The following is a 13,974-nucleotide window of genomic DNA, read 5'->3' on the forward strand; positions in this document are numbered from 1 at the left end:
ACTCCTTTCATAATTATTTTTTAGGGGGAGCTGTCGAGCTCCTAATTATTAATTCGGGTTTAAGCAAGATTTCTCTCTTTTCCTTTATCTTATCCTTATTTTCAATACGCCTTATAAGAAGTTCAGTAGCAAGTACTCCCATAGTATATGCAGGTTGCTTTACTACAGTAAGAAAAGGATATACTTCTGACAAACTTTCCACATCATCAAAGGAAACTAAAGAAATATCATCGGGAATTTTTAGTCCCATCTCCCTTATAGCCAAAATAGCTCCTATCGCCATAAGGTTATTTCCTCCAAAAATTGCAGTAGGAGGCTCCTTCAAGCTTAAAAGCTCTTTGGTTAATCTATAACCATCTTCTTTTGAAAATTTTGAATTCTCATTAATTTTAATTAGGCTCTCATCTATTGGAATGTTATATTCTCTAAAGGCTCTCTTATAACCTTCTATTCTATCCACAGCAGTAGAAATATGTTTGCTTCCTACGACAATTCCTATCCTTCTATGACCTAAATCAAGTAAATGTTTTGTAAGTAAATAAGCCCCCTCTATGCTATCTCCCCTAACAATATCCACATCATCTAAACCTTCAATAGTTCTATCAATTAAAACCAATGGAATATTTCTTAAAAATACAGATTTTAATGGACTTTTCCTTCCAGATGCAGAGGTAAAAATCAAACCATCAACCTTGTTTCTTGACAAAACTTCTATATACATAAGTTCCTTATCTGGATTTTCATCGGTATTACATAAGATGACTGTAAAATGTTTTGCGATAGCTGTATCTTCCACACCTCTTGCTATAGTAGTAAAAAATGGGTTTGTAATATCTGAAATTACAAGACCTATAGTTGCGGTTTTTTTCAGGGTTAAGCTACGAGCTATAGAGTTTGGCACATAACCCAATTCTTCAATAGCCTTCAAAACCCTTTCTCGGGTACTTTGCTTCACATTTCTTTTGCCATTAATTACCCGAGAAACAGTCATTACAGATACACCAGCTTTTTTGGCAACATCATGAATTGTTACCATATCTTTAAATTTAATTTTTTGTTAACGATAACATTATACTATAAAAAAAATAAAAAGTCAAAAATTTTTACATATCAAATTGAAAAAAAAGAAAAATATAAATAAAAAAAGCAGGGCAAGAGCCCTGCTTGAAAATAGCGAAAATAAAGAATAATGCTTAGAAGTTAACCAAACTAAACCCAAAGATTATTGGCCAAGGCCAGAAATAAACATACATATAGGAGCCTTTAGAATTAGTAGGAGTATATATACTGAGGTAAATATCAAAATCAACATAATCTTTATGATACTGCCCAATATTTATCAAATTAGCAGTTAAATAAGCTCCTACTGCAGGGTACCACTTTCGACTCAACAAATTAAAGGACCACTGTTTTAAGAGATATATTGCCTCAAGATTAGCACCAATAGAAAAAACACTCCCTACATCTTGCATAGATAGAAAACTGGCCGTCGGACCAAAAAATACATACAATCCTTCAACCCCCTGAATTGGAAGACCAATCTCATAATCACCAGCCACACCAAAAATTAATGGATAAACAGGATAAACTATGACGGCCCCACCATATTTTGAAGAAGGGAAATTCACCCCAAAAATCTCAAAAGCATAGGAAAAAGATATTAAAGAGGAAATTATAATTATGAAAGCCAAAATTTTTTTCATACAATTTAACCCCCTAAATTTAAAGAATTTACAAATTCTTTTATACCACATTCAACCTTAAATTGTCAATTAAATTTTTAAAATTTCTTTAAATACCTTGTAGGCGAGCTAAAAACTCTTATTTTTATCTGCTTCTTCCCATTCTTTAATAAATAATCAATAATCTGCCAAAGCATATTTCACTTGAAATCTCACTTTCTCCTATTACAACTGCCCCCTTAACTGAAGAAGCATTCACATATTGAACATAATTACTCTTAACCTCAATTACAAGTCCTCCATGTGATATCTTGCCTTCTGAATTTCGCCAAAAGATTATGTCGCCAGGATTAACATCTTGTATTGAGATGTGTTTTGTGTTGTAAATATAAAGCTCTTCTATATTCACATCAGGCACTGTGCTAAACCCAAGTCTGAATTTCAACTCTGGAATAACCTGTTTATAAGCCCAAACGATTAAGCCAGAGCAATCAAACTTGTCTGGTCCTCGCGCTCCGTATTCATAAGGAGTTCCTAATTTCTCCAACGCTTTCTGTAATGCTAAATAAGATTGCTCTTGAGTAGCCTCTACTACATTAATCTTAACGCAACCACTCAAGAAAATTAGTAGTAGCGATATAACTAAAACGACTTTATAATTTCTTTTAATCTTAAAAATTCTTCTTAGCTTAACTATTCTTGGCAATGTAAAATCACCACCTGAGGGGAGGAATAGTACATAACACTAATATCCATAATTTTATAAAAATTCTGTTTCAATCCCTTATAGGCGAGCTACAAATCTAATTGATATTTCTCCGCCTCCATAGATGGATATTGTTTCAATCCCTTATAGGCGAGCTACAAATATATGGAATCATTGCAAAAGTTTTAGTTATCACAGAGTTTCAATCCCTTATAGGCGAGCTACAAATTTGGGACTATGCCCCAAGCGGTCGCAAGGTTCCAAGTTTCAATCCCTTATAGGCGAGCTACAAATCGGGCGTTTTTATTTTTGTGTTTTTATTTTTGATAGTTTCAATCCCTTATAGGCGAGCTACAAATTTCCTTAATACTTGCTTTAATTGTCAGTTATCTTGCGTTTCAATCCCTTATAGGCGAGCTACAAATCTGAAAGCATAAATTGTAGGTGCACAGTTGCTGCAGGTTTCAATCCCTTATAGGCGAGCTACAAACAGCAAAAATATTAGAATTAGACGCTACTTTACGCAAGTTTCAATCCCTTATAGGCGAGCTACAAACTGCAAAACAGGCGTCCCTTTCTTTTTGCTCGCCTATAGTTTCAATCCCTTATAGGCGAGCTACAAACAAACAATTGCACGCTTAGAACAATTTGGGCAACAACTGTTTCAATCCCTTATAGGCGAGCTACAAACTAGCAAGAATGGCGAAACTTCTTACACAGAAGCGAAGTTTCAATCCCTTATAGGCGAGCTACAAACATATAGAAGGCGGGCACTTCTACACCTAATTGTCTTGTGTTTCAATCCCTTATAGGCGAGCTACAAACATAGTTGAAGTCCCTGATGATGTAGGGGAAAGGTTATGTTTCAATCCCTTATAGGCGAGCTACAAACCGTAAAGAGTTCTATGTATATGAGAACTATGATTTCAAGTTTCAATCCCTTATAGGCGAGCTACAAACACCCTCTCACTTGAGATATAACTCTCTCAAAGAGTTTGTTTCAATCCCTTATAGGCGAGCTACAAACCACTTAAGAAGTTTACTTCTAATGTAGTAGGAGAAAGTTTCAATCCCTTATAGGCGAGCTACAAACGATTTGAATTATTACAATTTAACGGATGTCGGGAGTAGTTTCAATCCCTTATAGGCGAGCTACAAACTAAGAAATATGTTAGGTTAGTATTAACCCCATCAAGGTTTCAATCCCTTATAGGCGAGCTACAAACAGTATGTTTTTAAAGATATGGAAAGAAACCTTTTAAAGTTTCAATCCCTTATAGGCGAGCTACAAACAATTATAAATCTTATCTTCGTCTATATCATATCTTTGTTTCAATCCCTTATAGGCGAGCTACAAACGTAATGTCTTGGAGCATGCCCATGAAATCATTTAAAACTGTTTCAATCCCTTATAGGCGAGCTACAAACTCCCTTCGCTACTATCTCTACTTCAAATCTTACTGTTTCGTTTCAATCCCTTATAGGCGAGCTACAAACTTACCTAACGCTATATCTTGGTCATTTGGATTAGGAGTTTCAATCCCTTATAGGCGAGCTACAAACTAGCTCTTGCAATGATAAGACTTTCCCTTCGGGCAACCGTTTCAATCCCTTATAGGCGAGCTACAAACTCATTGGCGTCAAGGGAAGCATGAAGAAGCCTATAAGTTTCAATCCCTTATAGGCGAGCTACAAACTACGAGTTTGAGGGTTGGGTATTTTCAAAAGTTATTCGTTTCAATCCCTTATAGGCGAGCTACAAACAGAAAATTATACTTTTGAACCATCTTCCGAAACCGAAGGTTTCAATCCCTTATAGGCGAGCTACAAACCATCTAAAGCAGTGCCAGATAAATTAGCTATTGAGAGTTTCAATCCCTTATAGGCGAGCTACAAACCTAAATATTTTGCTATTCCTTTAAATACTATAATTGTTTCAATCCCTTATAGGCGAGCTACAAACTAAAACCTATCTGGATAGAGGGGGACGAAAGAAATGCGGTTTCAATCCCTTATAGGCGAGCTACAAACTTAGCCAAGAAGGTGATGTCCTCTGAAGTCAATTCAGTTTCAATCCCTTATAGGCGAGCTACAAACCATACTTTTAATAACCTGTCAAGTGCTTTTATTTTTGTTTCAATCCCTTATAGGCGAGCTACAAACCCGTTAATCCCGCAAAAAATCTACAATTTAAAATTAATACCCTTATAGGAGATCTACAATTTTGATTATATTATACATCAAGATTTGTTAGATTTAAAGAGGGAAATTTTGAGATTTTAATTTTCTGTCGTACCCCGGGGTTTTTTGCATGATTGGAGGTCGACAGAAATTTTACAAATAGAAAAATTCCTATAAAGAAAAACTTCCTATGATAAATAGAATATAAAATAGCAATAGAACAAACCCTGTTTTCCTTCCTATTATATTATCTCTTTTAAGAGAAATTGTTAAAATAAAAATTACAAGTAGAGTAAGCGGTAAAATAAATTGTACAATATTTTTTTCAACTTTTATGGGATTTATAAGAGAAGAAAGACCCACTACTATTAATATATTTATTATGTTTGCTCCAATAACGTTACCAGTACCAATATTAGGTAACTTTTTTACAACAGAAGTAATTGAATTAGCAAATTCTGGTAATGATGTGCCAAAAGCCACTAATGTTAATCCAATTATAGCCTCAGAAATTCCAAAGCTTCTTGCAATATTTATAGCACTTGTTACCAATAATCGAGCCCCAATTACTATAGCCAACCCAGAGAGAAAAACCCAAATTATACTTCTTGTTGGAAATTTAATATTTTTATCTTCTTCCTCAATCTTTTTATTATCCTTATAAACTCTAAACAGAAACACCACATATATAATTATTAAAATAAATCCTTCAATCCTTGATATAATACTATCAATCATTAAAAACCATAAGAAGGTGGTAATTAAAAGCAAAAAGAAAGAGTTTCTCCACGCCTTTTCATCAACTTTCATTGGCTTAAAAAAAGAGCAAATTCCAAGAATAAGAGATATATTAACTAATACACTTCCTAATGCATTTCCCAAAGCAAGACTACTATCTCCTTGTAACGATGCTATTATCGAAACCGTAATCTCTGGTAAAGTGGTTGCTATACTTGCTAAAATCAATCCTATTACATATTCACTTACTTTGAAACTTTCTGCAACAAGCTTTATATGAAATATAAATTTATCTGAGCCTTTAATTAGAACATATAGTCCAACAAAAAATATTATAAAATTTAAAATCATGAAAATGTCTATTAAGTGCTATATTTATTAATATAAACAAATTTTTCAAATGGTAATCTTTCAGGTCTTTTCTTTTCTCTTTCCTTTTGCTCATCACTAAGCAGATCACTTAGCTTACTATCCTTTTTCCCAAATATAATCAAAGCTATCACCTGCATATCCTCAGGAATATTTAAAATCTTTTTTACCTTTTCCTCATCATAACCCGCAATAGGATGAGCAATAAGACCAAGCTCTGTAGCTCTCAACATCATAAAAGCCACAGCCATTCCTGTATCAAATAAAGCATAGTTCCTTCCTTTGATTTTGCAATCTAAATCTTCTTTAGTAAATACTGTAACTATGAGTGAGGAATTAGTAGCCCAACGATTGCCTGGAGTTAGAGCACTAAAAAGTTCCTGAAGAGTCTCCTTCTCATAAGTAAATACGAATCTCCATGGCTGATTATTAAAGCATGAAGGTGCAAGGCTTGCTTTCTCTGCAAGATCATAGATCAGATCCTCTGTGACATCAAAAGCAGAAAGAGATCTCAATGCTCTCCTTTCATAAATTGCATCTTTTACATCCATTGTTAAATCACCTCTCTAAATAAATTTTATTAGGAATAATTATAATATTATGCACACTTGACAAAAATACTTTATAATTGTATATTTTTATAGAATTTATACCAAAAAGGTAGATGATTTTAAAATGAGAAAGATATTAATTGTAGGTGCAGGTGCTGTAGGTACTTCTTTTGCATATAGCCTAATGCAAAAAGGATTGGTTGAAGAAATAGTCCTTTACGACATTGATAAAAATAAAGCAAAAGGCGAAGCCATGGATCTTTCTCATGGAGTGTCTTTTGTAAGTCCAGTGAAAATAAGAGAGGGAGATTTAGAAGAAGCAAAAGATTCAGATATAGTGGTTATAACTGCAGGAGCAAAACAAAAACCAGGAGAAACAAGACTTCAATTAATAGATAGAAATCTTGAAATATTTAAAAATCTTATCCCTAATATAGTAAACACAGGTTTCAATGGTATATTCTTAATAGTAACTAATCCCGTAGATATCTTAACATACATTACATGGAAAATTTCAAATTTTCCAAGAGAAAAAGTAATTGGGTCTGGAACAGTATTAGACAGCTCACGTTTTGCATATCTATTAAGTCAACATTGTAATGTTGATCCCAGATCTCTTACAGCATATGTTATAGGGGAGCATGGTGATACAGCTGTTCCTGCATGGAGTCTTACACATATTGGTGGAATACATATCTCAGAATTTTGTCCTATATGCGATAATAAGTGTATTTCAAAGGATGTTATGAATGAGATTATGAAAGAAATAAGAGAATCTGCTTATAAAATAATTCAATATAAGGGAGCTACTTACTATGCAATTGGACTTGCAGTAGTTAATATTGTAGAGGCAATATTACGAGATGAAAATAGAATTTTACCTGTTTCATCAGTTATACCCGATCTTTTTGGAATAAAAGATGTTCCCTTAAGTCTTCCATCTATATTAAATAGAAATGGGATAAGAAAAGTACTAAATATATCTTTGTCTTCAGAAGAAAAAGAAGCATTACTTCATTCCGCTAAAACATTAAAAAGCATTATTGATAATTTAGATTTACAATTAGTAGCAGTATAAAACAAACTTGTGATATAATTTGACTGTTTAAAATTAAATTTTAGAGAGTGATAAAAATTGCCTAAAGTACTTGTAATTTATGACAGTGTTACAGGAAATACCAAAGAAATGGCACATGAAGTAGCAGAAGGGGTAAAAGAAACTGGAATAGAAGTGGTTATAAAGCATGTAGATGATGCAAAACCAGAAGACTTGCTAAATTTTGATGGCATAATTGTTGGTTCCCCTGCTTATTGTGGAACCTTAACTTGGAAACTTAAAAAATTCTTTGATGATAGTGTTAGTGTTGCTTGGGGTAAAGTCAAAGGGAAAATTGGAGCAGCCTTTGCTACTTCAGGCGGACTTGGTGGAGGGAATGAAGCCACATTATATTCCATTCTTACGATACTTTTAAATTATGGTTATTTAGTCTTTGGACTTCCAGATTACTCTGCACCTGGAGTTACTGCCCATTATGGTGCAGTTTCTGTAGGTGCCCCTAAAGAAGCAGAAAGAAAATCTGCAAGGCTTCTTGGAAGACAAATGGGAGAATACCTAAAGAGATTTAATATATAAGGGAGGAAAGGATGAAAGTAAAATTTTTGCTAAGCCCTATAGCATATGATGTTGAAGATAAGTTAGAAGAGGCAAAAAGATTTTTAGGAAAGTATCTAAGGCTTGAAGAAAGCGAAGATCCAGATGCCATAATTCTTTTGACAGGTGGAACAGAAGAAAAATCCTTAAAATATTTGAAAGATGGGCTATATATAATCCCATTTGGAAAGGCTAATGGACTTGCAGCAAGCCTTGAAGTCCAAGCCTATGCAAAAGAGAAAGGCATAAAAACAATATTAATTCCAAATCCTAATGAAAATATCCTAAATACTCTAAGTGTTCTTGATGAGCTAAAAAATAAGAAAGTAGGTATAATTGGAAAACCCAGTGATTGGCTTATAAAAAGTGGAAATTATGAAATTTTAAAGGAGTATAATCTGATACCTATAGAAATTTCTTTATCTGAGGTAGAAGAATATTTGCAAGAGGACGAGGCTTTGGCAGAAAAGATATGGAGCATATCAAAAGAAAAGAAGATATCAAAAGAAGAGCTCCTCAAAGCTACAAAAATTTATACATCCTTAAAAAGAATAATAAATAAATATGATTTATCCGCTCTCACTATAAGATGTTTTGATCTTGCAATTAATTTTAAAATTACGGGATGTCTTGCCCTTTCCCTTTTAAATGCAGAAGGCATAACATCATCTTGTGAGGGAGATATAGAAGCTCTTATTACTATGCTTATTGGAAAGAAACTAACAGGAAAAACTCCTTTTATGGCAAATTTAGCTAAAATTGATGGTAATAAATATACTTTTGCCCACTGTACTATTGCTATTGATATTCCAGAATATTTCAATCTAAATACCCATTTCGAGACCTTAAGTAGTGTAGGAATAGAAGGATATGTGAATACAGATAAAATTACTTTATTTAGATTGGGAAGAGGAAAGAGGCTATTAGTAACTTCGGGAGAATTTATTAAAACTCCCTTTGAAGACAACATGTGTAGAACTCAAATTACTGTCAAAATAGAAGATGATACCTTTTTAAAAGATCCTATTGGCAATCATTTTGTAATATTTTTAGGGGACGAGAAAGAAAAACTACTTAGCTTATCGGCAGTCTTATAATTTAAATTAGAAAACCTTCTTAATACTTTCACCAGTTGACTTAGAGTTAACTCCAACATGTATAATTTTTAGAAACAAAAACGGTTTCTTTAGGAGGAAAGTCAAAATGAAGCTTAGAAGATTAGGTAGAACAAGTATAGAAGTATTTCCTATAGCGTTTGGAGGAATCCCTATACAAAGAGTAGATATAGATTATGCCGTAAAGGTTATAAAGAGGGCAATAGAACTTGGAATTAACCTAATAGATACAGCAAGAGGATATAGGGATAGCGAAGCTAAGATCGGTAAAGCATTAAAAGCTGTGGATAAAAAAATATATATTTCTTCCAAATCTCCTAATAGAACAAGAGAGGGAATATTAGAAGACATAAAAACAAGTTTGAAAAATTTAGGCGTAGATAAAATAGATATTTATCATCTACATGGAATAAATAATAGAGAGGATTTTAAGAAGGTTTTTGCCCCAGATGGAGCTTATTATGGTCTGCTTGAGGCAAAAGAGAAAGGATACATTGATTTTATTGCAGTTTCAAGTCATAGTGTAGATATATTGGAAGATCTTATAAAAACTGACAAGTTTGATGTGGTTCAGCTTTGTTATAACATAATAGAAACCGAAGTAGAAGATAGAATATTTCCATTGGTATTAGAAAGAGATATTGGGGTTATTGCTATGAAGCCAATGGGGGGGGGTGGCGTGCTTCCAAATCTAACCTATCCCTTAAATATGTTCTTCAAAAAGAATTTGTAATTCCAGATCCAGGAATGGAGAGAATAGAGGAAGTTGAAGAAAATGTAAAAGTTGTTATGAATCTTTCAGAGATAACTTTCGAAGAATATCAAGAAATAGAAAAAATAAGGAGAGAAATGGGCTCTACTTTTTGTAGAAGATGTGAATATTGCCAACCATGTCCCCAGGAGATTCCAATATCTACCATGGTAAGAGCAGAATCCTTTTTAAAAAGAATGTCCTATGAGAGCCTAAAAACTGGATGGTTTTACGATGCCTATTTAAAAGCCCAAAATTGTACAAAATGTGGTATTTGTACAACCCGTTGTCCTTACAATTTACCTATTCCTGAACTTTTAGAGAAAAATGTAAAACTTGTTAGAGAATATTTGGGAGAGTAAAAGTTATGGAAAAACAAATCCTAATAGCCTACTATAGCTGGTCTGGAAATACTCGTAAAATAGCTGAGCTAATTCATAAAAAAATAGATGGTAATCTTTTTGAAATAATACCTGAAAAAGAATATCCTTCATCTTATTGGGTTGTTGTAGAACAAGCAAAAAAGGAAATACAAGCAGGATTTAAGCCCAAATTAAAATATAAAATTGATTTGGAAAAATATGAGATAGTCTTTTTAGGAACACCCAATTGGTGGAGTACAATAGCACCACCTGTAGCTACCTTTTTGACAGAGTATGATTTCTCCGGCAAAATTATAGCTCCTTTTTGTACCCATGGCGGAGGAGGACAAGGAAGGATAAAAAATTATATTCAAAAATTGTGCCCAAATGCCAATATATTAAGCTTGCTATCTATACATGAAAGGGAGGTAGAAAAAGCAGAAGAAAGAGTCTCTGAATGGTTACGAAATATTGGAATCCTTAAGTAAATTTTAAAAAGGAGGTAAAAAGAGATGAAATATAGAAAATTTGGTAAAACTGATATTGAAGTTTCAATTTTGGGATTTGGAGCTATGAGGCTTCCAATTATTGGAGGAGACCATACTGCTATTAACGAGCCCGAAGCTATAAAAATGATAAGATATGCAATAGACCATGGGGTAAACTATGTAGATACAGCCTATCCTTACCATGGTGGAAAAAGCGAAGTTGTTGTTGGAAAAGCCTTAAAAGATGGTTATAGAAATAAAACCTACGTAGCCACAAAGCTTCCTGTTTGGCTAACAAATAGTAAAGAGGACTGCGATAAATATCTTGATGAACAATTGAAGAGATTAGACATGGAGTATGTTGATTTTTATCTTCTTCATGCATTGAATAAAGACACCTGGAACAAAATTTATAACTTTGGAGTGTTGGACTGGGCTGAAAAAAAGATTAGAGAAGGAAAATTTAGATATCTGGGATTTTCCTTCCATGACGATTTAGAAACCTTTAAAAAGATTGTAGATGCTTATGACTGGACTTTCTGTCAAATCCAATATAACTACATAGATATAGACTATCAGGCAGGAAGAGAAGGATTACAATATGCAGCAAATAAAGGTTTAGCAGTAGTAATAATGGAGCCATTAAGGGGAGGAAATCTCGTGAATCCTCCTGCAAAGGTGAGAGAATTGATGGAAAGCTACAAAGTTAAAAGAAACCCAGTAGAGTGGGCACTTTTATGGCTATGGAATCAAAAAGAGGTAACTACTGTACTTTCTGGGATGAGCACCTTGGAACAGGTTATAGAAAATATAAAAATAGCTGAAAAGGCAGAGGTCGGTATTTTAGATAGAGAAGATATAGAGTTAGTAGAAAGATTAAGAGACACATTCTTAGGAATAAAGGCAATAAATTGCACTCAATGTCAGTATTGTCTACCATGTCCTTATGGTGTTGACATACCTCGCAATTTCCATATATATAACGAAGGATTTAGATATAATAACTGGGGACATGCAAAGTGGCTCTATAATAACACTCTAAAACCTGAAGAAATGGCAAGTAACTGTCAAAAATGTGGAATATGCGAAACTAAATGTCCTCAAAATCTTCCTATTAGAGATTTATTAGAAATGGTTGCAAGAGAGTTAGGAGGTTAAGTCAGATAAAAAAGGGCAGACTAAAAAGTCTGCCCTTTTTCTTATGCTATACTCTTTTTAAATTGATGTCTTGCTACAAACATCATTATTATTGCAAGAGAGAGTACATATAAAAATCCCTTAACAATATCCTCTACATTCCATCCTGATATAACTAAAGTTCTTAATGGATTTACTACATAGGTTACAGGATTCCATTTAGCAATAGTAGCAAGCCAATTAGGCATTACATTTATAGGGAACATTGCACTACTTGTAAACATTAAAGGCATAGTAAACAAGTTCATTACTGCAAAAAGAGTTTCCATATTTCTTAATCTTGAAGCAATTGCAATGGAAAGACCAGCCATTGTAAAGTTAAAGCAGGACGCAAGAAGAATAATTACTAAAATCCCAAAAATTCCAGTAGCAAACTTTACTCCAAAAAGGGTTGCAATAATAACTATAATAACTGCTTGAATTGCTCCTTGAAGGGCTGTAGCAAGCATTTTGCCTAAAGGAATAGCAGTTCTTGATATAGGAGAAGAAAGAACTCTATTAAGAAAACCCCATCTTCTATCCCATACTACTGAAGTGCCACCAAAAATTCCTCCAAAAAGGGATGTCATTACAATTATTCCTGGAGTCATAAAATCAATGTAATTTACTCCTCCAAGAGCCATTCTGCCAAATGGATTATTTGTAAATCCTGACATCATATTTCCCATTAGGGCAAGCCATAGGAAAGGTTGAAAGATTGTAACTAATATTCTAATTTTTTGATCCCAAAAATGTTTCATTTCTCTCCAGAATATCGAATAAGCATCATATATTAACGTCCTCATTATCTCGTCCTCCTTATTAATCTTCTCATTCTCGCAGCATCTTCTCTTGAACCTTCCTCATCCCTAAATTCTCTTCCTGTATATGCAAGATAAACATCATCTAAGGAAGGCTTTTTCATAGTAATAGATGTAATTTGTATATTTAAATCTTGTGCAATAGAAAAGATAACAGGAACCAATCTTTCCGCCTGTGATGCTACAATAGTATATCTTCCATCTTGAGAAGAGATATTCTTCACATTCTCCAAGCTTCTTATCTTATCTAAAAAGCCTGAAATATTTTCTGTACCGTCCGCTATTTTTAAAGAAATAAGATCTCCACCAATAGAGTCTTTCAACCTTCTCGGTGTATCAAGAGCTTTTATTTCTCCCCTATCAATTATTGCAATTCTATCACATAAAGAATCTGCTTCTTCCATATAATGGGTAGTAAGAAATATGGTCATATTATTTTCCTTCCTTATTCTTTGAATATATTCCCATATATCTTTTCTTGTTTGAACATCAAGACCAAGAGTAGGTTCATCCAAAAAAAGTACCCTTGGTCTATGAATAAGAGCCATAGCAATATCAAGTCTTTTTCTCATTCCCCCAGAATAAGTTTCTACTTTATCCTTAGCTCGATCGTAAAGACGTAGTAGTTTTAAAAGTTCCTCAGACCTCTCCTTTACAACATCTTTTGAAAGGTGATAGAACCTGCCTTGGAGATGCATATTTTCCCATCCTGTTAGAGAATCATCCACTGTAAGGTCCTGTGCAGAATATCCAATACAATGTCTAACCTCATTAGGATTCTCTACTATATCAAAACCACAGATTTTGGCAGAACCCCTTGTTGGTTTCAAAAGGGTAGTTAGCATCATAATAGTTGTACTTTTCCCTGCCCCATTAGGACCTAAAAATCCAAATATTTCTCCCTCTTCCACATCAAAAGATATACCCTTTACAGCATGGACATCTCCAAAAGGAGAATGATAAGTTTTTGCAAGATCTTTTACTTCAATTACTTTCATTCTTTTCCTCCTCCTTTATTTTGGATACAAACTTTTCTAATTCTTCAATATCTCGTGTCATCTCCTCAAAAAAGGTCAAGATCTCCTCTGTCTTAACAAGCATAAGACCAACTTTAGGTCCTACACACATAACCATTAGTTTATCACCAGGCTTAATGCTTAGGTCCTCTCTTGCCTCCTGAGGAATTACAATTTGTCCTCTTTCACTTACAGTTGCAATTCCATATACTTTTCTTCTCATTCATATCCTCCTTATCAATCATATTTTTCAAACCAGGATTATATAACTTATTATTATAAAAAACAAGACCAAAAATTTTTTGACCATATATGACCTCTGAGTCATAAAATGGAAAGTAAAGAGATAGAAATGCTGTGAATTTTA

At 33.6% G+C, this 13,974-nt stretch carries 13 protein-coding genes, 1 pseudogene and 1 CRISPR repeat array; of the genes and pseudogenes, 6 read left to right on the forward strand and 8 right to left on the reverse strand.

From position 1 onward, the window contains the following. Window positions 1-13: 13 nt before the first annotated feature. From CBR30_02940 to CBR30_02960, 5 genes are all read right to left on the reverse strand, one after another. The gene (locus CBR30_02940; protein ID PMQ01963.1) at window positions 14-1,036 is read right to left on the reverse strand and encodes a LacI family transcriptional regulator; all 1,023 of its coding nucleotides are present in this window, start codon (window positions 1,034-1,036) and stop codon (window positions 14-16) included. A gap of 157 nt (window positions 1,037-1,193) precedes the next feature. Then, entirely contained in the window at window positions 1,194-1,703 is a 510-nt protein-coding gene (locus CBR30_02945; protein PMQ01964.1) for a hypothetical protein, read from the reverse strand. A gap of 145 nt (window positions 1,704-1,848) precedes the next feature. Next, window positions 1,849-2,388: a hypothetical protein gene (locus CBR30_02950; GenBank protein PMQ01965.1), complete on the reverse strand. Its 540-nt coding sequence runs from the start codon at window positions 2,386-2,388 to the stop codon at window positions 1,849-1,851. 67 nt (window positions 2,389-2,455) lie between these two features. Further along, window positions 2,456-4,612: a CRISPR direct-repeat array (repeat unit 29 nt; unit sequence GTTTCAATCCCTTATAGGCGAGCTACAAA). Window positions 4,613-4,740: 128 nt separating this feature from the next. Next, complete coding sequence (locus CBR30_02955; protein ID PMQ01966.1) at window positions 4,741-5,658, reverse strand: cation transporter; 918 nt, start codon at window positions 5,656-5,658, stop codon at window positions 4,741-4,743. A gap of 11 nt (window positions 5,659-5,669) precedes the next feature. Continuing rightward, the gene (locus tag CBR30_02960; protein ID PMQ01967.1) at window positions 5,670-6,227 is read right to left on the reverse strand and encodes a nitroreductase; all 558 of its coding nucleotides are present in this window, start codon (window positions 6,225-6,227) and stop codon (window positions 5,670-5,672) included. Window positions 6,228-6,351: 124 nt separating this feature from the next. Between CBR30_02960 and CBR30_02965 the strand changes: the two genes are divergently transcribed. The 6 genes and pseudogenes from CBR30_02965 (at window position 6,352) to CBR30_02990 (ending at window position 11,752) form a co-directional block, all read left to right on the forward strand. Then, the gene (locus CBR30_02965) at window positions 6,352-7,305 is read left to right on the forward strand and encodes an L-lactate dehydrogenase (GenBank protein ID PMQ01968.1); all 954 of its coding nucleotides are present in this window, start codon (window positions 6,352-6,354) and stop codon (window positions 7,303-7,305) included. Window positions 7,306-7,362: 57 nt separating this feature from the next. Then, complete coding sequence (locus CBR30_02970; GenBank protein PMQ01969.1) at window positions 7,363-7,860, forward strand: flavodoxin; 498 nt, start codon at window positions 7,363-7,365, stop codon at window positions 7,858-7,860. Window positions 7,861-7,871: 11 nt separating this feature from the next. After that, window positions 7,872-8,975, forward strand: coding sequence for a hypothetical protein (locus tag CBR30_02975; protein ID PMQ01970.1), 1,104 nt, complete (start codon window positions 7,872-7,874; stop codon window positions 8,973-8,975). Window positions 8,976-9,081: 106 nt separating this feature from the next. Then, a pseudogene (locus CBR30_02980) lies at window positions 9,082-10,106 on the forward strand (aldo/keto reductase). A gap of 5 nt (window positions 10,107-10,111) precedes the next feature. Beyond that, window positions 10,112-10,594, forward strand: coding sequence for a flavodoxin (locus CBR30_02985; GenBank protein ID PMQ01971.1), 483 nt, complete (start codon window positions 10,112-10,114; stop codon window positions 10,592-10,594). Window positions 10,595-10,618: 24 nt separating this feature from the next. Continuing rightward, window positions 10,619-11,752: an aldo/keto reductase gene (locus CBR30_02990; protein PMQ01972.1), complete on the forward strand. Its 1,134-nt coding sequence runs from the start codon at window positions 10,619-10,621 to the stop codon at window positions 11,750-11,752. A gap of 41 nt (window positions 11,753-11,793) precedes the next feature. Here the strand turns inward: CBR30_02990 and CBR30_02995 are convergent, their stop codons facing one another. The 3 genes from CBR30_02995 to CBR30_03005 are packed head-to-tail and all read right to left on the reverse strand — an operon-like array spanning window position 11,794 to window position 13,830. Continuing rightward, window positions 11,794-12,576, reverse strand: coding sequence for an ABC transporter (locus tag CBR30_02995; GenBank protein ID PMQ01973.1), 783 nt, complete (start codon window positions 12,574-12,576; stop codon window positions 11,794-11,796). Next, a complete protein-coding gene (locus CBR30_03000; protein PMQ01974.1) occupies window positions 12,576-13,589 on the reverse strand; it encodes an ABC transporter ATP-binding protein in 1,014 nt (337 codons plus the stop codon). Before CBR30_03000 ends, CBR30_02995 begins: the two co-directional genes overlap by 1 nt. Beyond that, a complete protein-coding gene (locus CBR30_03005; protein ID PMQ01975.1) occupies window positions 13,576-13,830 on the reverse strand; it encodes an AbrB family transcriptional regulator in 255 nt (84 codons plus the stop codon). Before CBR30_03005 ends, CBR30_03000 begins: the two co-directional genes overlap by 14 nt. Window positions 13,831-13,974: the final 144 nt, after the last annotated feature.

The organism is Dictyoglomus sp. NZ13-RE01 (assembly GCA_002878375.1).
In the GTDB taxonomy this organism is placed as follows: domain Bacteria; phylum Dictyoglomota; class Dictyoglomia; order Dictyoglomales; family Dictyoglomaceae; genus NZ13-RE01.